Source organism: Streptomyces sp. NBC_00820 (assembly GCF_036347055.1).
In the GTDB taxonomy this organism is placed as follows: domain Bacteria; phylum Actinomycetota; class Actinomycetes; order Streptomycetales; family Streptomycetaceae; genus Streptomyces.
This window is the reverse complement of record NZ_CP108882.1, coordinates 4,791,072-4,814,366: the sequence shown is the minus strand read 5'-3', so window position 1 is coordinate 4,814,366 and position 23,295 is coordinate 4,791,072. Positions and strand designations below refer to the sequence as shown.

17 protein-coding genes and 1 tRNA gene are annotated in these 23,295 nt (G+C 67.9%); 2 read left to right on the top strand and 16 right to left on the bottom strand.

Going from position 1 to position 23,295, the window contains the following annotated elements; genetic code table 11:
* Positions 1–76: 76 nt before the first annotated feature.
* The 14 genes from fusA to OIB37_RS21730 all read right to left on the bottom strand — a co-directional run bounded on the left by fusA (position 77) and on the right by OIB37_RS21730 (position 18,640).
* Complete coding sequence (gene fusA, locus OIB37_RS21795) at positions 77–2,203, bottom strand: elongation factor G (protein ID WP_330459282.1); 2,127 nt, start codon at positions 2,201–2,203, stop codon at positions 77–79.
* A gap of 39 nt (positions 2,204–2,242) precedes the next feature.
* The gene (gene rpsG, locus OIB37_RS21790; RefSeq protein ID WP_005481264.1) at positions 2,243–2,713 is read right to left on the bottom strand and encodes a 30S ribosomal protein S7; all 471 of its coding nucleotides are present in this window, start codon (positions 2,711–2,713) and stop codon (positions 2,243–2,245) included.
* Positions 2,714–2,715: 2 nt separating this feature from the next.
* Positions 2,716–3,087, bottom strand: a complete 372-nt coding sequence (rpsL, locus tag OIB37_RS21785; protein ID WP_003948652.1) for a 30S ribosomal protein S12 — start codon at positions 3,085–3,087, stop codon at positions 2,716–2,718.
* 346 nt (positions 3,088–3,433) lie between these two features.
* Entirely contained in the window at positions 3,434–4,456 is a 1,023-nt protein-coding gene (locus tag OIB37_RS36325) for a DUF1707 and DUF4190 domain-containing protein (protein ID WP_443058187.1), read from the bottom strand.
* A gap of 555 nt (positions 4,457–5,011) precedes the next feature.
* Positions 5,012–8,911, bottom strand: a complete 3,900-nt coding sequence (locus OIB37_RS21775; protein ID WP_330459281.1) for a DNA-directed RNA polymerase subunit beta' — start codon at positions 8,909–8,911, stop codon at positions 5,012–5,014.
* Between the two features lie 110 nt (positions 8,912–9,021).
* Positions 9,022–12,507 carry a DNA-directed RNA polymerase subunit beta gene (gene rpoB / locus OIB37_RS21770; RefSeq protein WP_330459280.1) on the bottom strand — a complete coding sequence of 1,162 codons (3,486 nt, stop codon included), beginning with the start codon at positions 12,505–12,507 and terminating at the stop codon, positions 9,022–9,024.
* Between the two features lie 568 nt (positions 12,508–13,075).
* Positions 13,076–13,462 carry a 50S ribosomal protein L7/L12 gene (gene rplL / locus OIB37_RS21765; RefSeq protein WP_330459279.1) on the bottom strand — a complete coding sequence of 129 codons (387 nt, stop codon included), beginning with the start codon at positions 13,460–13,462 and terminating at the stop codon, positions 13,076–13,078.
* A gap of 116 nt (positions 13,463–13,578) precedes the next feature.
* Positions 13,579–14,109, bottom strand: coding sequence for a 50S ribosomal protein L10 (gene rplJ, locus OIB37_RS21760; protein WP_330459278.1), 531 nt, complete (start codon positions 14,107–14,109; stop codon positions 13,579–13,581).
* 567 nt (positions 14,110–14,676) lie between these two features.
* Positions 14,677–15,603, bottom strand: coding sequence for a hypothetical protein (locus OIB37_RS21755; protein ID WP_330459277.1), 927 nt, complete (start codon positions 15,601–15,603; stop codon positions 14,677–14,679).
* Between the two features lie 165 nt (positions 15,604–15,768).
* Positions 15,769–16,494: a 50S ribosomal protein L1 gene (gene rplA, locus OIB37_RS21750; RefSeq protein WP_330459276.1), complete on the bottom strand. Its 726-nt coding sequence runs from the start codon at positions 16,492–16,494 to the stop codon at positions 15,769–15,771.
* Between the two features lie 96 nt (positions 16,495–16,590).
* Positions 16,591–17,025 carry a 50S ribosomal protein L11 gene (gene rplK / locus OIB37_RS21745; RefSeq protein WP_018543896.1) on the bottom strand — a complete coding sequence of 145 codons (435 nt, stop codon included), beginning with the start codon at positions 17,023–17,025 and terminating at the stop codon, positions 16,591–16,593.
* Positions 17,026–17,227: 202 nt separating this feature from the next.
* The gene (gene nusG / locus OIB37_RS21740) at positions 17,228–18,094 is read right to left on the bottom strand and encodes a transcription termination/antitermination protein NusG (RefSeq protein ID WP_330459275.1); all 867 of its coding nucleotides are present in this window, start codon (positions 18,092–18,094) and stop codon (positions 17,228–17,230) included.
* Between the two features lie 80 nt (positions 18,095–18,174).
* Positions 18,175–18,462 (bottom strand): preprotein translocase subunit SecE, encoded by a 288-nt coding sequence (secE, locus tag OIB37_RS21735; protein WP_330459274.1) that lies wholly within the window; start codon positions 18,460–18,462, stop codon positions 18,175–18,177.
* Between the two features lie 105 nt (positions 18,463–18,567).
* A tRNA-Trp gene (locus tag OIB37_RS21730) sits at positions 18,568–18,640 on the bottom strand.
* A 260-nt stretch (positions 18,641–18,900) separates the two neighbouring features.
* Here OIB37_RS21730 and OIB37_RS21725 point away from each other — a divergent pair.
* Both OIB37_RS21725 and OIB37_RS21720 read left to right on the top strand, forming a co-directional pair.
* Positions 18,901–20,127, top strand: coding sequence for a pyridoxal phosphate-dependent aminotransferase (locus OIB37_RS21725; RefSeq protein WP_330459273.1), 1,227 nt, complete (start codon positions 18,901–18,903; stop codon positions 20,125–20,127).
* 123 nt (positions 20,128–20,250) lie between these two features.
* Positions 20,251–21,291: an adenosine deaminase gene (locus OIB37_RS21720; RefSeq protein WP_330459272.1), complete on the top strand. Its 1,041-nt coding sequence runs from the start codon at positions 20,251–20,253 to the stop codon at positions 21,289–21,291.
* On the opposite strand, the gene OIB37_RS21715 is transcribed toward OIB37_RS21720, so the two are convergent.
* A complete protein-coding gene (locus OIB37_RS21715) occupies positions 21,233–21,943 on the bottom strand; it encodes a hypothetical protein (RefSeq protein WP_330461923.1) in 711 nt (236 codons plus the stop codon). The two genes, OIB37_RS21720 and OIB37_RS21715, sit on opposite strands and share 59 nt — an antisense overlap.
* 171 nt (positions 21,944–22,114) lie before the next feature.
* Positions 22,115–23,170, bottom strand: a complete 1,056-nt coding sequence (locus tag OIB37_RS21710; RefSeq protein ID WP_330459271.1) for a UDP-N-acetylmuramate dehydrogenase — start codon at positions 23,168–23,170, stop codon at positions 22,115–22,117.
* Positions 23,171–23,295 lie beyond the last annotated feature (125 nt).

Sequence of the window (23,295 nt, the reverse complement as noted above, 5' to 3'; positions counted from 1 at the left end):
GGGCAAACATCCAGGAATGCGGTTGTTTGCCCCTTGAGGCTCCGGAGTCAAGCCTAAAGCGTGGAAACGCGGTGCGTTACTCGCCCTTGGCCTTCGCGATGATCTCCTCGGCGACGTTCCGCGGAACCTCGGCGTAGGAGTCGAACTGCATCGAGTAGCTTGCGCGACCCGACGTCTTGCTGCGGAGGTCTCCGACGTAGCCGAACATCTCCGAGAGGGGCACGAGGCCCTTCACGACGCGGGCACCAGCCCGCTCCTCCATGGCCTGGATCTGGCCACGGCGGGAGTTGATGTCGCCGATGACCTCACCCATGTAGTCCTCGGGCGTGGTGACCTCAACGGCCATCATCGGCTCGAGGAGCACGGGCGAAGCCTTGCGCGCGGCCTCCTTGAAGGCCTGCGAGCCGGCGATCTTGAAGGCGAGCTCGGAGGAGTCGACCTCGTGGTAGCCACCGTCGAGAAGAATGACGCGAACGCCCGTCATCTCGTAGCCGGCCAGGATGCCGAACTGCATGGCCTCCTGCGCACCCGCGTCGACCGAAGGGATGTACTCCTTCGGGATGCGGCCACCGGTGACCTTGTTCACGAACTCGTACGAGGTGTCTCCACCCTCGATCGGCTCGATCGCAATCTGCACCTTGGCGAACTGACCGGTACCACCGGTCTGCTTCTTGTGCGTGTAGTCGAGACGCTCGACGCCCTTGCGGATCGTCTCGCGGTACGCGACCTGCGGCTTGCCGACGTTGGCCTCGACCTTGAACTCACGGCGCATACGGTCGACCAGCACCTCGAGGTGCAGCTCGCCCATACCACCGATGATGGTCTGGCCGGTCTCCTCGTCCGAGTGGACCTGGAAGGACGGGTCCTCCTCGGCCAGGCGCTGGATCGCGACGCCCAGCTTCTCCTGGTCACCCTTCGACTTGGGCTCGATGGCGACCTGGATGACCGGCGCCGGGAAGTCCATGGACTCCAGGATGACCGGGTTCTTGTCGTCGGCCAGCGTCTCACCGGTGGTGGTCTGCTTCAGGCCCATGACGGCGACGATGTCACCGGCGCCCACCGACTCGATCTCCTCACGCTTGTTCGCGTGCATGCGGTAGATCTTGCCGATGCGCTCCTTCTTGCCCTTGACGGAGTTCAGCACCGAGGTGCCGGACTCCAGGCGGCCCGAGTAAACCCGGACGAAGGTGAGCTTGCCGAGGTGCGGGTCGCTCATGATCTTGAACGCGAGCGCCGACAGCGGCTCCTCGTCGGACGGCTTGCGCTTGACGACCAGCTCGGGGTCCTTCACGTCGTGGCCCTCGATGGCCTCGACGTCGAGCGGGGTCGGCAGGTAGCGCACGACCGCGTCGAGCAGGGGCTGAACGCCCTTGTTCTTGAACGCGGTGCCACAGAACACCGGGGTGACCGTGACGCCCTCGGACTTGCCGGACGCGATGGTGATGCGACGGATCGCGGCGTACAGCTGCTCCTCGGTGGGCTCCTGGCCCTCCAGGAACAGCTCCATGATCTCGTCGTCGTGCTCCGCGACGGTCTCGACCAGCTTGCCGCGGTACTCCTCGGCAGCCTCGACGTGCGTGGCCGGGATGTCGACGACGTCGTACATCTCGCCCTTGGCCGCCTCGGCGGACCACACGAGCGCCTTCATGCGGACGAGGTCCACAACGCCCTGGAAGTCCATCTCGGCACCGATCGGGAGCTGCATGATGATCGGGACAGCGCCGAGGCGGTCCTTGATCATGTCCACGCAGCGGTGGAACTCGGCGCCGGTACGGTCCAGCTTGTTCACGAAGCAGATGCGCGGCACGCCGTAACGGTCGGCCTGACGCCACACCGTCTCGGACTGCGGCTCGACACCGGCGACACCGTCGAACACCGTGACGGCACCGTCGAGGACGCGGAGCGAACGCTCCACCTCGACCGTGAAGTCGACGTGCCCCGGGGTGTCGATGATGTTGATCGTGTAGTCGTTGTCCTCAAGCGGCCAGTGACAGGTGGTGGCAGCAGAGGTGATCGTGATGCCACGCTCCTGCTCCTGCTCCATCCAGTCCATGGTGGCAGCGCCGTCGTGGACCTCACCGATCTTGTAGCTGACGCCGGTGTAGAAGAGGATCCGCTCGGTGGTGGTCGTCTTGCCCGCGTCGATGTGGGCCATGATCCCGATGTTGCGGACCTTGGCCAGGTCAAGTGAAGTGGTAGCCATAAGGCTTCAGTCTTCTCTCGGTCTCGATGGGGGTAGCGACTACCAGCGGTAGTGCGCGAAGGCCTTGTTGGACTCGGCCATCTTGTGGGTGTCCTCGCGCTTCTTGACGGCCGCACCGAGGCCGTTCGAAGCGTCGAGAAGCTCGTTGAGCAGACGCTCGGTCATGGTCTTCTCGCGACGGGCGCGGGAGTAACCGACGAGCCAGCGCAGCGCGAGGGTGTTGGCGCGACCGGGCTTGACCTCGATCGGAACCTGGTACGTCGCACCACCGACACGGCGGGACTTGACCTCGAGGGTCGGCTTGATGTTCTCAAGCGCGCGCTTCAGCGTGATGACCGGGTCGTTGCTGGTCTTCTCGCGCAGGCCCTCCATGGCGCCGTACACGATGCGCTCGGCGGTGGAGCGCTTGCCGTTCAGCAGCACCTTGTTGATGAGGGAGGTCACCAGAGGAGAACCGTAGACCGGGTCGATGATGACCGGGCGCTTCGGGGCGGGGCCCTTACGAGGCATTCTTACTTCTCCTTCTTGGCGCCGTAGCGGCTGCGGGCCTGCTTGCGGTTCTTGACACCCTGGGTGTCGAGGGAACCGCGGATGATCTTGTAGCGAACACCCGGCAGGTCCTTCACACGGCCGCCGCGCACGAGCACGATGGAGTGCTCCTGCAGGTTGTGTCCCTCACCCGGAATGTAAGCGGTGACCTCGATGCCACTGGTCAGACGCACACGCGCGACCTTACGCAGGGCCGAGTTCGGCTTCTTCGGGGTGGTCGTGAACACGCGCGTGCAGACGCCGCGACGCTGAGGGGAACCCTCGAGTGCGGGCGTCTTGTTCTTCTCGACCTTGTCCTGCCGGCCCTTTCGGACCAGCTGCTGGATCGTAGGCACTACTTCTCCGGTTTCTGTGTGCCGAATAGGTACAGCTAACCTGGAACTTCTCCGACCCACGCGGTCGGGTGTGTCGAATCATGCAGACTCTCGCCGCAGGGCGAGAAGGGCGCAGATCACGGTGGCCGGTGACGGCTCGCCATGCGGTCGAAGGCACGCACGAGAGCCAGGGCACACCCCAGGCACAAGGTCTGAGCGTACCTACCTCAACGACTTCGGTCAAAACAAATGCACCGCGCCCGCATCATCTGGCGGGTCATGTCAAGTCCGTGTGCACTCGATGATCTTCGGAGAACGGGTGAGAACCGGCGAGAACCGTCTAGGACGGGAGCTGCCGGCGCCCGTCCTAGACGCCCGCGATGCCCAGCGCGAGCGACAGCGTCAGGATCAGCGCCCAGCCGGCGGTGGACAGCCAGCCCAGCACCAGTCCGGTCGTCGCCAGACCGTTGCCCGCCTCACCGGTACGCCGGATCTCCGCGCGCGCCGAGTACCCCAGCACCACCGCCGGAATGCCGGTGAGCCCCGCGGTCAGCAGGCACAGCACCCCGCAGACGACGGCTCCGACGGCCTTCGCGTTCATCTGCGACGGCGGCACAGGCACGAACGCGGGCAGTACGGCCGCGCCGGCCACGGACGCCGGCACGGGCCCCTGGGGCAGGTCCGCGACCAGCAGTGCCAGCTCACCGACCGTACGGGCCGTGTACACGCGCTCCACCCGCCGGTCGAACTCCTCCTTCGCCAGCCGCCCCTCCCCGAACCCGGCCCTGAGCACGTCCACGGCCCGCTCCCGCTCGGCGTCCGAGGCGAGCATGAAGGCGGGAGCCCCCGGGCCCTGCCAGGGAGCCGCAGGGCGCCACGGAGGCACGACAGGGGCCTGCCGCGGCGGCAAGGGGTACACGGGAGGCCGCCCGGACGGTGCGGAGTAACCCGCGGGAGGAAGGTACGGCGGCGCGGGACACCCGCCGGGAGGCGGGTGCGGCGAGGAGGTGTACCCGGCGGGAGGCAGGTGCGGCGCGGAGGAGTAGCCGCCGGGAGACGGGTGCGGCGCGGAGGAGTAGCCGCCGGGAGGCAGGTCCGGCGTCGAAGGGTGCCCAGCGGGCCCCTGGTGCGCCGCAGGCGGCCGCGCGGCGCCGGGAGGCTGCACGGTGTGCCCTCGCTGCGACTGTCGCCCCTGCGCCCCGTACACGGGCTTCTCCTGCCAGGGCCACATCTCGGCCGCGTCCGTGCCGTCCAGCGGCGGCCGGCCGTCAACCACCTGGGCGCCGGTGCCCGCTCCGTCGGCGCCACCGTGGGCACCACCGTCGGCGGCACCGGCGGAGCCGTGAGGCTCCTCGTCCTTGCCCTGCCAGGGCTGCCACGCGTACGACACGTCGGAGCACCTCCCTAAGCCCCCGAGGTCCCTCCATGATGCGCCCTGAACGGCCCCTGATGGGCGGAATTCGCCTCCTCGGATCACACGCGCCGGACCACGACGGGCGAGGGGCCGCCCTGACCTGCATGGCCATATCAACCACGCCGGAACGAGCACGGCCACGTCGGGCGCGCGCGACGCCGATCGCCACCGCGGGCGACGCCGCCGCGGCGACCTGACCATCCGTCGGCCACCGGCCGGCGCGGGCACCCCGCACCGCCCGCGCCCACGGCACCCGCCAACCCCGTCCGCCCGGGCGGACGTCGTACGCCCGTCGAACCACGGCCGGCTCCGGGACGGGCGTTGACACCTGGTCACACGGCCGGCCGGGCGACGCCATGGAGCGCCATGGAGCGGGACCGGCGGCGGACGCGGCATCACGACGCGCGGCCGCACGCGGAGTTCAGCGCCCGAAGCTCCCGTCCCCCGATCGAACACCACGTCAGCGCCAAGGTGCGCGGGTACGCCGAAGGGCGGCACCCCGAGTGGGATGCCGCCCTTCAGACTGCTCGCTTACTGGTTGTACGGACCGTAGTCGTAGTCCTCCAGCGGAACGGCCTGGCCGGAGCCGGTGCCGAACGGCGAGTAGTCGATGTCGTCGTAACCGACGGCCGAGTACATCGCGGCCTTGGCCTCCTCGGTCGGCTCGACCCGGATGTTGCGGTAGCGGGCGAGACCCGTACCGGCCGGGATGAGCTTACCGATGATGACGTTCTCCTTGAGGCCGATCAGGGAGTCGGACTTGGCGTTGATCGCCGCGTCCGTCAGGACCCTGGTCGTCTCCTGGAAGGAAGCCGCGGACAGCCACGACTCCGTCGCCAGCGAGGCCTTGGTGATACCCATCAGCTGCGGACGGCCGGAGGCCGGGTGGCCGCCTTCCGTCACGACGCGACGGTTCTCGGTCTCGAACTTCGAGCGCTCGACGAGCTCGCCCGGCAGCAGCTCCGCGTCGCCGGACTCGATGATCGTCACGCGGCGGAGCATCTGCCGGATGATGATCTCGATGTGCTTGTCGTGGATCGACACACCCTGCGAGTTGTAGACCTTCTGGACCTCGCCGACCAGGTGGACCTGGACGGCACGCTGACCCAGAATGCGCAGCACGTCGTGCGGGTTGGTGGCACCCACGGTGAGCTGCTGGCCCACCTCGACGTGGTCGCCGTCGCGGACCAGGACCTTGGCACGCTTCGAGATCGGGAACGCCGTCTCGTCGCTGCCGTCGTCCGGGGTGACGACGAGCTTCTTGGTCTTCTCGGTCTCCTCGATCCGCACGCGGCCGGAAGCCTCGGAGATCGGGGCGACACCCTTCGGCGTACGAGCCTCGAAGAGCTCGACGACACGGGGCAGACCCTGGGTGATGTCGTCACCGGCCACACCACCGGTGTGGAAGGTACGCATCGTCAGCTGGGTACCGGGCTCACCGATGGACTGGGCGGCGATGATGCCGACCGCCTCACCGATGTCGACCAGCTTGCCGGTGGCCAGCGAACGGCCGTAGCACATCGCGCAGGTGCCGACGGCGGACTCGCAGGTCAGGACCGAGCGGGTCTTGACCTCCTCGACGCCGTGCTTGACCAGCTCGTCGATGAGGACGTCGCCGAGGTCGGTGTTGGCCGGGGCCAGCACCTTGCCGTCGACGGTGATGTCCTCGGCCAGCGCACGGGCGTACACGCTGGTCTCGACGTTGTCGGCCTTGCGCAGCACACCGTCGGCGCCACGCTCGGCGATCGACAGCTTGAGACCGCGCTCGGTGCCGCAGTCCTCCTCGCGGATGATGACGTCCTGCGAGACGTCCACCAGACGACGGGTGAGGTAACCCGAGTCGGCGGTACGCAGGGCGGTGTCCGCCAGACCCTTACGGGCACCGTGGGTGGAGATGAAGTACTCCAGCACGGACAGGCCCTCACGGAAGGACGCCTTGATCGGACGCGGGATGGTCTCGTTCTTGGCGTTCGACACCAGACCACGCATACCGGCGATCTGCCGCATCTGCATCATGTTTCCTCGGGCACCCGAGTCAACCATCATGAAGATGGGGTTCGTCTTGGGGAAGTTCGCGTTCATCGCCTCGGCAACCTCGTTGGTCGCCTTGGTCCAGATCGCGATGAGCTCCTGAGTGCGCTCTTCCTTGGTGATCAGACCGCGCTCGTACTGCTTCTGGACCTTCTCGTCCTGCGCCTCGTAGCCCTTGACGATCTCCTTCTTCGCCTCGGGAACGACGACGTCGGAGATGGCCACGGTGACACCGGAACGGGTCGCCCAGTAGAAGCCGGACGCCTTCAGGTTGTCGAGCGTCGCCGCCACGATGACCTTGGGGTAGCGCTCGGCCAGGTCGTTGACGATCTCGGAGAGCTGCTTCTTGCCCACCGAGTAGTCGACGAACGGGTAGTCCTCGGGCAGCAGCTCGTTGAAGAGCGCGCGGCCCAGGGTGGTGCGCAGGCGGAACGAGTCACCCTGCTGCCACTCGGGCTCACCCTCCTCGCGCGCCGGCGGCGTCCAGCCACGCGGCGGGATGGTGCCCACCGGGAAGCGGATGTCGATCGGCGACTGCAGGGCCAGCTCGCCGGCGTCGAACGCCATGATCGCCTCGGCCGTGGAGCCGAACGCGCGGCCCTCGCCCTTGGTGTCACGCAGCTCGCCGTCGGTGGTGAGGAAGAACAGACCGAGGACCATGTCCTGGGTCGGCATCGTCACCGGGCGGCCGTCGGCCGGCTTGAGGATGTTGTTCGAGGACAGCATCAGGATGCGGGCCTCGGCCTGCGCCTCCGCGGAGAGCGGCAGGTGCACGGCCATCTGGTCACCGTCGAAGTCCGCGTTGAACGCGGTGCAGACGAGCGGGTGGATCTGGATGGCCTTGCCCTCGACCAGCTGCGGCTCGAAGGCCTGGATGCCGAGGCGGTGCAGGGTGGGAGCACGGTTCAGCAGAACCGGGTGCTCGGCGATGACCTCTTCGAGGACGTCGTACACGACCGTGCGGCCGCGCTCCACCATGCGCTTGGCGCTCTTGATGTTCTGCGCGTGGTTCAGGTCGACCAGGCGCTTCATCACGAACGGCTTGAAGAGCTCCAGCGCCATGGCCTTGGGCAGACCACACTGGTGCAGCTTCAGCTGCGGGCCGACGACGATGACGGAACGCGCCGAGTAGTCGACTCGCTTACCGAGCAGGTTCTGACGGAAACGACCCTGCTTACCCTTCAGCATGTCGCTGAGGGACTTCAGCGGACGGTTGCCGGGGCCCGTGACCGGGCGACCACGACGGCCGTTGTCGAAGAGGGCGTCGACCGCCTCCTGGAGCATGCGCTTCTCGTTGTTCACGATGATCTCGGGCGCGCCGAGGTCGAGAAGCCGCTTCAGGCGGTTGTTGCGGTTGATGACACGGCGGTACAGGTCGTTCAGGTCGGAGGTCGCGAAGCGGCCACCGTCCAGCTGCACCATCGGACGCAGGTCCGGCGGGATGACCGGCACGCAGTCGAGCACCATGCCCTTGGGGCTGTTGCTGGTCTGCAGGAACGCGGAGACGACCTTGAGGCGCTTGAGCGCACGGGTCTTCTTCTGGCCCTTGCCGGTACGGATGATCTCGCGGAGCTTCTCGGCCTCTTCCTCGAGGTCGAAGGACTCCAGGCGCTTCTGCAGCGCCGCGGCACCCATCGAGCCGTCGAAGTACGTGCCGAAGCGGTCACGCAGCTCGCGGTAGAGCAGCTCGTCGCCCTCGAGGTCCTGGACCTTGAGGTTCTTGAAGCGGTTCCACACCTCGTCGAGACGGTCGATCTCGCGCTGCGCGCGGTCGCGCAGCTGCTTCATCTCACGCTCGGCACCCTCGCGCACCTTGCGGCGCACGTCGGCCTTGGCACCCTCGGCCTCGAGCTCGGCCAGGTCGGTCTCGAGCTTCTTGGCACGGGCCTCGAGGTCGGCGTCGCGGCGGTTCTCGATCTGCTGACGCTCGACGGAGACGTGGGCCTCCAGCGAGGGCAGGTCGCGCTGACGGCGCTCCTCGTCGACGTACGTGATCATGTACGCCGCGAAGTAGATGACCTTCTCGAGGTCCTTCGGGGCGAGGTCGAGCAGGTAGCCCAGCCGCGACGGAACGCCCTTGAAGTACCAGATGTGGGTGACGGGAGCGGCAAGCTCGATGTGGCCCATCCGCTCACGGCGCACCTTGGCGCGCGTGACCTCGACGCCACAACGCTCACAGATGATGCCCTTGAAGCGGACACGCTTGTACTTGCCGCAGTAGCACTCCCAGTCCCGGGTCGGACCGAAGATCTTCTCGCAGAAGAGTCCGTCCTTCTCGGGCTTGAGCGTGCGGTAGTTGATGGTCTCCGGCTTCTTGACCTCGCCGTGGCTCCACTGACGGATGTCGTCAGCGGTGGCCAGACCGATCCGGAGCTCGTCGAAGAAGTTGACGTCGAGCACTATGCGTCAATCCCTCTCAGGGTTGTAAGTCTTGGGGTCTGATACGGGGGTCCTGGGGCCGGCCGGGGGCTCAGTCACCTTTCGGGCTGAGCCCCCGTACCGGACTCCCGTCAGACCTCTTCGACGCTGCTCGGCTCGCGCCGGGACAGGTCGATGCCGAGCTCCTCCGCCGCGCGGAAGACGTCCTCGTCGGTGTCACGCATTTCGATGGACATACCGTCGCTGGACAGCACCTCCACGTTGAGGCAGAGAGACTGCATCTCCTTGATGAGCACCTTGAAGGACTCGGGGATGCCGGGCTCGGGGATGTTCTCGCCCTTGACGATGGCCTCGTAGACCTTCACGCGGCCGGTGACGTCGTCGGACTTGATGGTCAGCAGCTCCTGGAGAGCGTAAGCGGCGCCATAAGCCTCCAGCGCCCACACCTCCATCTCACCGAAGCGCTGGCCACCGAACTGGGCCTTACCACCCAGCGGCTGCTGGGTGATCATCGAGTAAGGACCGGTCGAACGAGCGTGCAGCTTGTCGTCGACCAGGTGGTGCAGCTTCAGGATGTACATGTAACCGACCGAGATCGGGTCGGGGAACGGCTCACCGCTACGGCCGTCGAACATCCGCGCCTTGCCGGTCGGGAGCACCATGCGCTCGCCGTCGCGGTTCGGGATGGTGTGCTGCAGCAGACCCGCCAGCTCGTCCTCACGGGCACCGTCGAAGACCGGGGTCGCGACGTTGGTCCGGGGGGCGACCTGGTCGGCACCAATGGCCTGCAGGCGCTGCGCCCAGTCCTCCGCGAGGCCGGAGACGTCCCAGCCGCGGCTGGCGAGCCAGCCGAGGTGGATCTCCAGGACCTGTCCCGGGTTCATTCGGGACGGGACACCCAGCGGGTTGAGGATGATGTCGACCGGGGTGCCGTCCTCCAGGAACGGCATGTCCTCGATCGGCAGGATCTTGGAGATGACACCCTTGTTGCCGTGACGGCCGGCGAGCTTGTCACCATCGGTGATCTTGCGCTTCTGCGCGACGTAGACGCGAACCAGCTGGTTCACGCCCGGCGGCAGCTCGTCGCCCTCCTCGCGGTCGAAGACGCGCACGCCGATGACCTTGCCGGTCTCACCGTGCGGCACCTTCAGCGAGGTGTCACGGACCTCACGGGCCTTCTCACCGAAGATCGCGCGCAGCAGGCGCTCCTCCGGCGTCAGCTCGGTCTCACCCTTCGGGGTGACCTTGCCGACGAGGATGTCGCCCGCGGTGACCTCGGCGCCGATGCGGATGATGCCGCGCTCGTCGAGGTCGGCGAGGACCTCCTCGGAGACGTTCGGGATGTCCCGGGTGATCTCCTCGGGGCCGAGCTTGGTGTCACGGGCGTCGACCTCGTGCTCCTCGATGTGGATCGAGGAGAGGACGTCGTCCTGCACGAGGCGCTGCGACAGGATGATCGCGTCCTCGTAGTTGTGACCCTCCCACGGCATGAACGCCACGAGCAGGTTCTTGCCGAGGGCCATCTCACCGTTCTCGGTGGCCGGACCGTCGGCGAGGACCTGGCCCTCGATGATCCGGTCACCCTCGTTGACGATGACCTTCTGGTTGACCGAGGTGCCCTGGTTGGAGCGCGAGAACTTGTGCAGGCGGTACGTGATGTACGTGCCGTCGTCGTTCGCGGTGGTGATGTAGTCCGCGGAGACCTCCTGGACCACACCCGCCTTCGTGGCCTTGACCACGTCGCCGGCGTCGACGGCGGAGCGGTACTCCATGCCGGTGCCGACGAGCGGGGCCTCGGACTTGATCAGCGGCACCGCCTGACGCATCATGTTCGCGCCCATGAGGGCACGGTTGGCGTCGTCGTGCTCGAGGAACGGGATCATGGCGGTCGCGACCGACACCATCTGGCGCGGCGAGACGTCCATGTAGTCGACCTCGTCGCCGGGGACGTAGTCGACCTCGCCGCCACGACGGCGGACCAGGACGCGGGACTCCTCGAACCGCATGTCGTCATTGAGCGTGGCGTTGGCCTGCGCGATGACGAATCGGTCCTCTTCGTCGGCCGTCAGGTAGTCCACCTCGTCGGTGACCTGACCGTCGACGACCTTGCGGTACGGCGTCTCGACGAAACCGAACGCGTTGACCCGGCCGTAGGAGGCGAGCGAGCCGATCAGACCGATGTTCGGGCCTTCGGGGGTCTCGATCGGGCACATGCGGCCGTAGTGCGAGGGGTGCACGTCACGGACCTCGAAGCCGGCCCGCTCACGGGAGAGACCACCCGGACCAAGAGCCGACAGACGGCGCTTGTGGGTGAGACCCGACAGCGGGTTGTTCTGGTCCATGAACTGCGACAGCTGGCTGGTGCCGAAGAACTCCTTGATGGAGGCGACGACCGGCCGGATGTTGATCAGGGTCTGCGGCGTGATCGCCTCGACGTCCTGCGTGGTCATGCGCTCGCGGACGACGCGCTCCATACGAGCCAGACCCGTGCGGACCTGGTTCTGGATGAGCTCGCCGACGCTGCGCAGACGACGGTTGCCGAAGTGGTCGATGTCGTCGGTCTCGACGACGATCTCCTGACCACTGTCGCCGACCGTCTCGGTCTCACCGGCGTGCAGCTTCACCAGGTACTTGATCGTCGAGATGATGTCCTCGACGGTCAGGATGCCGGCGTCGAGCGGAGCGTCCGCGCCGAGCTTCTTGTTGACCTTGTAACGGCCGACCTTGGCGAGGTCGTAGCGCTTGGGGTTGAAGTAGAGGTTCTCAAGGAGCGTCTGAGCGGCCTCACGCGTGGGCGGCTCGCCCGGACGCAGCTTGCGGTAGATGTCGAGCAGCGCGTCGTCCTGGCCCTGGGTGTGGTCCTTCTCCAGGGTGGCGCGCATCGACTCGTACTCGCCGAACTCCTCGAGGATCTGCTCGGTGGTCCAGCCGAGCGCCTTGAGCAGGACGGTGACCGACTGCTTGCGCTTGCGGTCGATGCGGACACCGACCATGTCGCGCTTGTCGATCTCCATCTCCAGCCAGGCACCCCGGGACGGGATGATCTTGGCGGAGAAGATGTCCTTGTCGGACGTCTTGTCGATGGAGGAGTCGAAGTAGACACCGGGGGAACGGACCAGCTGGGACACCACGACACGCTCGGTGCCGTTGATGACGAAGGTGCCCTTGTTCGTCATGAGCGGGAAGTCGCCCATGAAGACAGTCTGGGACTTGATCTCGCCGGTCTCGTTGTTGGTGAACTCGGCGGTGACGAAGAGCGGGGCCGCGTACGTGAAGTCGCGGTCCTTGCACTCGTCGATGGAGTTCTTCGGCGGCTCGAAGCGGTGGTCCCGGAACGTCAGGGACATCGACCCGGAGAAGTCCTCGATCGGGGAGATCTCCTCGAAGATCTCCTCCAGACCGGACTTGGTGGGGACGTCCTGACCGTTCTCCAGAGCCTGCTCGACGCGAGCCTTCCACGCGTCGTTGCCGAGCAGCCAGTCAAAGCTCTCGGTTTGCAGCGCGAGGAGGTTCGGAACCTCGAGGGGCTCCTTGATCTTTGCAAAGGAGATGCGCAGCGGGGCGGTGCTGGCGCCGTTGTTCGTATTCGCGGTCGAGGCAGTGCGCGAGGCGGCCAAGAGGGGGTCCTTCCGAGGGCTCGGACTCACTACGCGCGTACCGGTCCCTCCCTCTGCACAGAGACGGAAACCCCAGGTCAGATGGGATTTGGTCATCGATGCTGGAGTGAGGGCAGACCCCTGGTGACGGGCAGGGGACAGCTAACAGGCAGCGCAAAGGGTCAGTGTAGCCACTTGGCACACTGATGTCCAGTGCGGGTTTTGCGAGACCCTCGTTTTTCTCGCCGCCCTCGTCAACGCCCTCGGCATTCCTGCCCTCAACGCACGGTGATACTGCCCTCTTCGTCGCCGATCCATGCCTCGGATACGGATCCTTGTGACGACGCGTCCTGAGAATTGCGCGCTGCGTGCGGTTCGTCAAGGCCCCCATGCCGGAACTGGGCCCTCCGGAGACACGACGAAGATCACCATACCCCTCGCCGCGACGAGTGCAAGGCAACCGCGGTCCGCCCCTCGGATACGCCGAAGAGCGACCACCCGGATGGATGATCGCTCTTCGGTGCGTTCGCGTTACAGCCCTACGGGGCCGTAATCAGTACGCGTTCGGGTTCGGGGAACCCGAGAGGCCTTACTTGACCTCGACAGCCGCACCGGCGGCCTTGAGGGACTCGGCAGCCTTCTCGGCGGCCTCCTTGGTGACCTTCTCGAGGACCGGCTTCGGGGTGCCGTCGACGAGGTCCTTGGCCTCCTTCAGGCCCAGGGAGGTCAGCTCGCGCACGACCTTGATGACCTGGATCTTCTTCTCGCCGGCGCCCGTGAGGATGACGTCGAACTCGTCCTGCTCCTCAGCGGCCTCGGCGGCAGCGCCACCGGCGGCACCGGCGATCATGACCGGCGCGGCGGCGGCGGCGGTGACGTCGAACTTCTCCTCGAAGGCCTTCACGAACTCAGAGAGCTCGATGAGGGTCATCTCCTCGAACTGGGCAAGCAGCTCGTCCTGGGTGAGCTTCGCCATGATGGCGGTCCTTCCACTCAATCGGCGGGTGCCGGATGTACTGGGTGTGGCGGGCGTACTTCGGCCCGCTGCGACCCTCACCGCATCAGGCGGCGAGGATCAGAAAGCGAGCCGAATTACTCGGCACCGCCCTGCTCGGCCTGCTTGGCGCGAAGAGCGTCCACGGTGCGGACGAGCTTCGACGGCAGCGCCTGGAAGACGGAGGCAGCCTGAGACTGCTTCCCCTTGAAGGCACCGGCCAGCTTGCTGAGCAGAACCTCGCGGGACTCGAGGTCCGCGAGCTTCTTGATCTCGTCGGCGGTCATCGCCTTGCCATCAAGGACACCGCCCTTGATGACGAGATTCGGGTTGTCCTTGGCGAAGTCACGGAGACCCTTCGCCGACGTGACCGGGTCACCGGTGACGAAGGCGACAGCCGTCGGACCGTTGAACAGGTCGTCCAGCGTCGTGATCCCGGCCTCGTTGGCCGCAATCTTGGTCAGCGTGTTCTTCACCACGGCGTACTTGGCGTTCTCACCGAGCGACCGGCGCAGGGTCTTGATCTGCGCCACGGTGAGACCGCGGTACTCGGTCAGCACGGCAGCGTTGGAGTTGCGGAACTGCTCCGTCAACTCGGCCACTGCGGCAGCCTTGTCGGGCCTCGCCATAGAGCCTCGGCCTCCTTCCGGGTGATTCTGACCGCGCGGACCCCGAAGGAGAACTGCGAAAAACAAAACGCCCCGGGCGCAGGCGCACGGGGCTCACTCGACCGGGCCGCACATGCGTGAGCGCATATGCCCCAGGAGCTCTTCCTATGTCACCTACGCGGGTCGTCCCACTTTTCAGCGGATCCTTCGGCCACCACACCCTCAGATGAAGGCGCGGCAACGACCAGCGGTCTTTGGCTTCTCGAGGAGAGTACGGGACCGGGGCGCCATCGAGCAAATCGGGTCGTAAGCGGTCGCCGGCCGGCCCTCCCCCGGGCCGTGAAAACCCCTTCCCCCGGGCCGCGAAAGCCCTGAATCGAGGGCGGGAAAGCCCTGACCCGGAGGGCGGGAAAACCGTGGCCCCGGGGGCTTGTGGAAGCCCCCGGGGCCAAACGGTCCAGGAGTCGCGCCGGCCCGGGCCGGGAAGGCCCTGCCACAGAGCCCCGGAGGCGGCTGAGCCTGCGGAGGCCTCGGAGCCTGCGGAGCCCGGAAAGGCCGAGGAATCCCGGGAGGCCCCGCGCGGCCGGCTCAGGAGGCGGCCGAGGCCCCGCTCGACGTCTTGCCGCCGCCCGGCAGGCCGCTGGAGCGCAGCAGGTCCTTGAAGTCCTTGGTGTCGCCGGCCGGGGGCACCTCGGCGTCGGCCTTGACGCCGTAGTCGCTGTAGGTGGCGGTGGTGACCAGGCGGCCGTTCGCCGTGTCCGCCGTCTCGGTCTTCTTGACCAGCAGGTCCCGGCCGTCGATCCAGATGTCGACGGTCTCCGTGGTGATGCCCGCCTTGTCGAGCTGCTTCTTCAGATCGGCCAGCTGGTCCGCGCCGAGGGAGCTGTTCTTGCCGACGAGGTCGGCGACGTCGACCGTGCCCGAGTAGTGCGTGGCGGTGGCGCCGGAGACCTTCTCCTCGCCGACCTTCTTCACGTCGCCGGAGGCCAGCAGCATCTTCACCGACTGGTTCGGCGTGTTGTTCCGGGCCTGGTCCTGCACGTAGGCACCCGAGCCGCCGGTGAGCTTGGCGAGGTCGGCGTACGCGTACCGGACCCAGTGCTTGCCGCCGGACTGCTTCGCGAAGGCGTCGCTCATCTTGGCGTAGTAGGCGTCCGGCAGGTACCGGGCCTCCATGGACGACGTGCCGGCCTTGCGCATCGCCTCGCCCAGCTTGCCGCCGGTGTAGTTGATGGTGAGGTCGCCCTTGAGGCCGTCGCCCCAGGACATGACGCCGTCGGCCGACATCGTCGCGAGGGTGCCCATGGTCATGGTGGAACGGACCCGGGCCGACTCCGCCTTGTCCGTGGACTTCTCCACGGAGCGCAGGGCGGCGACGGGGCTCATGTGTATCGCGCTCTTGCCGGCCGCCTTGTCGCCCTTGCCGGTGTCCGGGGTGCCACAGGCGGCCACCCCGGCCAGCGCGGCCACCAGGGCCGTAGAGAGGGTCAGCCGGCGAACGGTCGTGCTCTTCATGTGGTCCCACCCCTGTTGAGCGTCCTGTGCCTGCACCGTAGCTCAGGCCACTGACAGTCGTAAGAAAGCTCGTACAAAGAAAGGACGGACCCCGCACCTCAACGGTTGCGGGGTCCGTCCTGTCACTTACGCGTCCCAGACGCGGCTACCAGTGAGCTGGAGGGCTCAGACGGCGGCCGGGTCCTCCTCGACGAGGAGGTTGCGGGTGCGGTTCGAGTCGAGCGGAATGCCGGGGCCCATCGTGGTGCTGATGGCGGCCTTCTTGATGTAGCGACCCTTGGCGGCGGACGGCTTCAGACGGAGGATCTCCTCCAGGGCCGCACCGTAGTTCTCCACCAGCTGGGTGTCGTCGAACGACGTCTTGCCGATGATGAAGTGCAGGTTCGAGTGCTTGTCGACGCGGAACTCGATCTTGCCGCCCTTGATCTCGGTCACGGCCTTGACCACGTCCGGGGTCACGGTGCCGGTCTTCGGGTTCGGCATCAGACCACGCGGGCCGAGGACGCGGCCGAGGCGGCCGACCTTGCCCATGAGGTCCGGGGTGGCGACGACGGCGTCGAAGTCCAGACGGCCCTTCGCGACCTCGTCGATGAGCTCGTCGGAGCCGACGATGTCGGCGCCCGCGGCGAGCGCGGCCTCAGCACGGTCACCGGTCGCGAAGACCAGGACCCGGGCGGTCTTGCCGGTGCCGTGCGGGAGGTTCACGGTGCCACGGACCATCTGGTCGGCCTTGCGCGGGTCGACACCCAGACGGAAGGCGACCTCGACGGTGCCGTCGAACTTGGACGTGGAGGTCTCCTTGGCGAGACGGACGGCCTCGAGCGGGGCGTACAGCTTCTCCCGGTCGATCTTGGCGTCCGCAGCGCGGAGAGCCTTGCTGCGCTTGCTCACAACTGCTCCTGTGTGTTCTGAAAGGAGTCGTGGTACGGGCCGAGCGGGCCCTGCCACGTGCGACCGGCTACGGCCGCATGACTACGAGGTGGGTGATCAGCCCTCGACCGTGATGCCCATGGAACGGGCGGTGCCGGCGATGATCTTCGACGCGGCGTCCAGGTCGTTGGCGTTCAGGTCGGGCATCTTGGTCGTGGCGATCTCGCGGACCTGCGCCTCGGTGATCTTGGCGACCTTGGTCTTGTGCGGCTCGCCAGAGCCCTTCTCGACACCAGCGGCCTTGAGGATCATCTTCGCGGCCGGCGGAGTCTTGGTGACGAAGGTGAAGGAGCGGTCTTCGTAGACCGTGATCTCCACCGGGATCACCCAGCCACGCTGCGACTCGGTCGCGGCGTTGTAGGCCTTGCAGAACTCCATGATGTTGACGCCGTGCTGACCGAGCGCGGGGCCGACCGGCGGGGCCGGGTTCGCCGCACCGGCGTTGATCTGGAGCTTGATAAGCCCCGTGACCTTCTTCTTCTTGGGAGGCATAGCTCTCCGGGTCCTTTCGATTCGGGTCCTGCCCGCATCCGGGGACCACCCGGACACAGGCATACCGCACAACGATAACGGGTATAGATGCGCGGCCAAAAACCGAGCAGGTCAGACGGGCTGTGGCAGCCGGCCTGACCTGGTTCGGAAGCGGTGTCTCCAGAGGGAACCGGTTCCGTGAGGACCGGGTTCCCGGAAGAACTTAGTTCTTCTGGATCTGGTCGAAGCTCAGCTCGACCGGGGTCTCGCGGCCGAAGATCTCCACGAGGCCCTTGACCTTCTTCGAGTCGGGGTTGATCTCGTTGATGGTCGCCTGGAGCGTGGCGAACGGGCCGTCGGTGACGGTGACCGAGTCGCCGACCTCGAAGTCCAGCACCTGGACCTCGACCTTGCGCTGCGGGGCGGGGCGGCCCTCGGCCTCGGCGGCCTCGCGGGCGGCCTTCTCCTCGGCCTCCGGGGCGAGCATCTTGACGATCTCGTCCAGGGTCAGCGGGTACGGGTCGTAGGCGTTGCCGACGAAGCCGGTGACGCCGGGGGTGTTACGGACGACACCCCAGGACTCGTTGGTCAGGTCCATGCGGACGAGGACGTAACCAGGCAGCTTGTTCTGCTTGATCGTCTTGCGCTCGCCGCTCTTGATCTGGACGACCTCTTCCTGCGGCACCTCGGCCTGGAAGATGTAGTCCTCGACGTTCAGCGAGACGGCGCGCTGCTCCAGGTTGGTCTTCACGCGGTTCTCGTAACCGGCGTAGGTGTGGATGACGTACCACTCGCCGGGGAGGGTGCGCAGTTCCTCGCGCAGGGCCGCGATCGGGTCGACGGGCGCGGCCGGCTCTTCCACGACGTCCTCGACGAGGGTCTCGTCGGTCTCGTCGTCGTCAGCCTCGTCGGCCTCGTCTTCGTCCTCGACGTGCAGCGCGGCCTCTTCGGCGGGCTCGCCCGCCTCGGCCTCGGCAGCCTCGAACTCGTCCTGCTCGTCCGCGCCCTCGACGATGTCGAGCTCGTCGCCCACCGTCTCGGCGGCATTCTCGCGAGGCTCGGTGGCGTCGTTCAGGTTCGGGTCAGACACGATGGCTGCTTCTTCCTGGATACATGGGGGTGGAACACGCGAAAAGGGGCGCCGGTACCACGGCGCCCTTCGCTCTTGGCTCAGCCGAAAACGTACTTGGCCGCGTGGTTGAGCCCATAGTCAATCACGGTCACCAGCGCGATCATGATGGCGACGAAGAAGATCACCACGGTGGTGTACGACGTCAGCTGGTTACGCGTCGGCCAGACGACCTTGCGGAGTTCCGCGATGATCTGGCGGTAGAAGATGGCGAGACGCTTCAGCGGGCCCTTCTTGGCGCGCTTGCCGCCCTTGCGGGCCTTCTTCTCGGACTCGTGCAGCTCGTCCTGAGCATCAGGCGTGTCGATGGAGCCCACGGCGTCCGTCATGCGTCCTCACCTGATCCCGGGTCGTGGCCGTGCCGCGCCCGGTTTGAGCCGCACGGCGGTGCATTGCTGTACGTACATGGGCACACATCCTGGCGGTGTGTGTAGCAGGGCCGGAGGGACTTGAACCCCCAACCGCCGGTTTTGGAGACCGGTGCTCTACCAATTGAGCTACGACCCTTTGTCTGTCCCCCAACGTACCGCATCCGACCGAGTGCTCGGTGTGCACCGGTTGTGTGCGGCTGCTGAAGGCCAACGAGGTGAGAGTGTACGTGTTCCGGGGCCCGGCGTCGAACAGAAAATGGCTGCCCGCGGGGGCCCGACCGAAGATCGTCCTGGCCGCGGGCCGGATTCGGACTCCTGTTCACGCATCGACCCCATGCTGTTCAGTCCGTGAAACCCGTGTGCCGAGGGCATTTCCGTTCTGGAACGATGAGTCCCATGAGCCCTGCAACCCCTCCCACCGAGCGCCGGGTCTCCGCCCGAGTCGGCGCGATCTCCGAGTCCGCCACCCTCGCCGTGGACGCCAAGGCCAAGGCCCTCAAGGCCGCCGGACGTCCGGTGATCGGCTTCGGCGCCGGTGAACCCGACTTCCCGACCCCGGACTACATCGTCGAAGCCGCGATCGAGGCCTGCAAGAACCCCAAGTACCACCGCTACACACCGGCCGGCGGCCTGCCCGAGCTGAAGACCGCGATCGCCGCGAAGACGCTGCGCGACTCGGGCTACGAGGTCGACGCCTCCCAGATCCTGGTGACCAACGGCGGCAAGCAGGCCATCTACGAGGCGTTCGCCGCGATCCTCGACCCGGGCGACGAGGTCATCGTCCCGGCGCCGTACTGGACGACCTACCCCGAGTCGATCCGCCTGGCCGGCGGCGTCCCGGTGGAGGTCGTGGCCGACGAGACGACCGGCTACCGCGTCTCGGTCGAGCAGCTGGAGGCGGCGCGCACGGAGCGGACGAAGGTCGTGCTCTTCGTCTCGCCGTCCAACCCCACCGGCGCGGTCTACAGCGAGGCCGAGGCCGAGGCGATCGGCCGCTGGGCCGTCGAGCACGGCCTGTGGGTGCTGACCGACGAGATCTACGAGCACCTCGTCTACGGCGACGCCTCCTTCACCTCGCTGCCGGCGATCCTGCCCGAGCTGCGCGACAAGTGCATCGTGGTCAACGGTGTGGCGAAGACGTACGCCATGACCGGCTGGCGCGTGGGCTGGGTCATCGGCCCGAAGGACGTGATCAAGGCGGCGACCAACCTCCAGTCGCACGCCACCTCCAACGTCTCCAACGTGGCCCAGGTGGCCGCCCTGGCCGCCGTCTCCGGCGACCTCGACGCCGTCGCGGAGATGCGCGAGGCCTTCGATCGGCGCCGCAAGACGATCGTGCGGATGCTGAACGACATCGACGGCGTGCTCTGCCCGGAGCCCGAGGGCGCCTTCTACGCCTACCCGTCGGTCAAGGGCCTGCTCGGCAAGGAGATCCGCGGCAAGCGCCCGAAGAACACCGTGGAGCTGGCCGCGCTGATCCTGGAGGAGGCCGAGGTCGCGGTCGTACCGGGCGAGGCCTTCGGCACGCCGGGCTACCTGCGGCTGTCGTACGCGCTCGGTGACGAGGACCTCGCCGAGGGCGTGAGCCGGATGCAGAAGCTGCTGGCGGAGGCGCGGGACTGACGTCCTCCCGGCCCGAGGGTCACCTCCGGATTTCTGGAGGTGACCCTCATTCGTTTGTGCGAGCAAGACCACGAAGGGAGAAACGGCTACCCGGAAGTCACCCTCGTACGGCAGGATCCTTGGATGGAGCGTGTACGTGATCTCTCTGACCTGCCGAAAGCCCATCTGCACCTGCACTTCACCGGCTCGATGCGGCCGGGGACCGTCCTGGAGCTGGCCGACAAACACGGCGTACGCCTGCCCGAGACGCTGACGGAGGCCCTGACCAGTGGCGAGCCACCCAGGCTCCGGGCCACCGACGAGCGGGGCTGGTTCCGCTTCCAGCGGCTGTACGACGCGGCGCGCTCCTGCCTGCGGGAGCCCGAGGACATCCAGCGCCTGGTCAGGGAGGCCGCCGAGGAGGACCTGCGGGACGGCTCGGGCTGGCTGGAGATCCAGGTGGACCCGACGTCGTACGCGCCCCGGCTGGGCGGACTGATCCCGGCCCTGGAGATCATCCTGGACGCGGTGGAGACGACGTCCAGGGAGACCGGGCTCGGCATGCGCGTCCTGGTGGCCGCCAACCGTATGAAGCACCCCCTGGACGCGCGGACGCTGGCCCGCCTGGCGGTGCGGTACGCGGATCGCGGCGTGGTGGGCTTCGGGCTCTCCAACGACGAGCGGCGGGGCATGGCCCGGGACTTCGACCGGGCCTTCCACATCGCCCGCGAGGGCGGCCTGCTGTCGGCCCCGCACGGCGGTGAGCTGACCGGCCCCGCGTCGGTCCGCGACTGCCTGGACGACCTGCACGCCACCCGGATCGGTCACGGCGTGCGCGCGGCCGAGGACCCCCGGATGCTGAAGGAACTGGCCGAGCGGGGCGTGACCTGCGAGGTCTGCCCGGCCTCGAACGTGGCCCTCGGCGTCTACGAGAAGCCCGAGGACGTCCCCCTGCGCACCCTCTTCGACGCGGGTGTCCCCCTGGCCCTCGGCGCCGACGACCCCCTCCTCTTCGGCTCCCGCCTGGCCGCCCAGTACGACATCGCCCGCCGGCACCACGCCTTCAGCGACCCGGAGCTCGCGGAACTGGCCCGCCAGTCGATCCGCGCCTCGGCGGCCCCCCAGGCTACGAAGACAGGTCTGCTGGCGGGCGTCGACGACTGGCTGGCACGCCCGGCCGTCTGAAGTGGGCGTAGGGCGGATAGGCCTTGAAGCAGACCAGGACGTCGAGGGGGTGCCCGCCGCCGGGCGGCTGGACCAGGGACGGCAGCTCCGCCATCAGCGCGCTGCGCCCCTTCGTGACGCCCCGCTGGTACGGCCCCTGGGACGCGGCCCGGGCGAACAGGCGGGCGGTCTCGGCGAACACGTCCCGGCTGCCGAACAGGAAGAACGTGCGGGCGTGCGTGACGTGCCGCAGCTCGTCCCGGAAGCCCGGGCGTTCCCACCGCTCGCGCCAGGACGCGGCGTCCCGCGCGGTGCGCGCCTCGTCGGTGCGCACCGTCAGCGGTGTGCCCGGCCCCAGTCGGCGGCGCAGCTCGGGCCACCGGGAGGCGCGCAGGCCGAGCGTGTGGTGGGCCAGGACGAGGTCGACCGGCTCGCCCCAGCCCTCGTCGGGCGGGACGCCGTCGCGCAGCGGGACGTGGACGATCGTGTGCCGTGAGCAGGCGGCGAAGGAGAACAGGCCCGCGAGCCGGCTCAGTCCGTCGTGGTCGCCCAGCAGCAGGCCGATGGGCTCGGGGGCGCTCAGCGAGGTGTGGCGCAGTGGCTGCCGCGGCTGGACGACCCGGTAGGCGTGCGGACCGGTGCGGGGCCTGAACTCGCGCAGCCTCAGCCGCATGGGGGGTCGCCTCATGGCATCAGCGTCGGGGTCCGCGGCCGCCCCGCGCAACGGGAATTCCCGCGGCGACGCCGTGCGGACGGCGCGGCCTGCACCGGTTCCCGGTCCCGGTCCCGGTGGGTCCCGGTCCCGGTGGGTCCCGGTCCCGGTGGGTCCCGGTGCCGGTCGTGCCTACAGGCTCACGCCGACGGTCACCGGCTCGTTGACCAGCGTGACCCCGAACGTCTCGCGGACTCCGGCGACGACCTCGCGGGCCAGGGCGAGCAGGTCCTCGGTGGTGGCCTCGCCACGGTTGGTGAGGGCGAGGGTGTGCTTGGTGGAGATGCGGGCGGGCCCGGTGCCGTACCCCTTGGTGAAGCCCGCCTTGTCGATCAGCCAGGCCGCGGAGGTCTTGGTGCGGCCCTCCCCGGCCGGGTACGCGGGCGGCTCGGCGCCCTCGCCGAGGTGCTCACGCACGCGCGCGTGGAAGGCCGCGAACTGCGCTTCGGTGAGGATCGGATTGGTGAAGAAGGACCCGGCGGACCAGGTGTCGTGGTCCTCGGGGTCGAGGACCATCCCCTTGCCGGCGCGCAGCTTCAGCACGGTCGTGCGGGCCTCGGCCAGCGGCACCCGGTCGCCGGCCTCCACGCCGAGCGCGCGGGCCGTCTCGGCGTACCTGATCGGCGCCGAAAGGCCGTCCGCGTCCTCCAGCTCGAAGCGGACGCGCAGGACTACGTAGCGCTCGGGGTCTGCCTTGAAGCGGCTGTGGCGGTAGGAGAAGCCGCACTCCTCGTTCGTCAGCGTGACCGTCCGGCCGGCGTGGCGGTCGTAGGCGATCACCTCGCTGATCGTGGCGGAGACCTCCTGGCCGTAGGCGCCCACGTTCTGGATCGGGGTCGCGCCCGCGGAGCCCGGGATTCCGGCCAGGCACTCGATCCCGGCCAGTCCGGCCTCGACGGTGCGGGCGACGGCGTCCGTCCACACCTCGCCGGCGGCCAGTTCCAGGGTGGTGCCCCGCAGCTCGATCCCGCGGGTGGCGATGCGCAGGGCGGTGCCGTCGAAGCCCTTGTCGCCGATGACCAGGTTGGAGCCGCCGCCGATGACCAGCAGCGGGGTCCCGGTGTCGTCGGCCTCGCGGACGGCGTCGATCACCTCGGCGTCGGTGACGGCGGTGACCAGCCGGGTCGCGGGACCGCCCAGCCGGAAGGTGGTCAGCGGGGCGAGGGGGGCGTCGTGGAGTACCAGCACGGGCCCAAGACTACGAGACGGCACCGACGGCCCCTCGGCGCCGGGGCAGGGACGGAGGCCGGGGCCGGGACGGAGGCGGGGGCAGGGACGGAGGCCGGGGCCGGGTGCGACGCACGCGCGCGTAC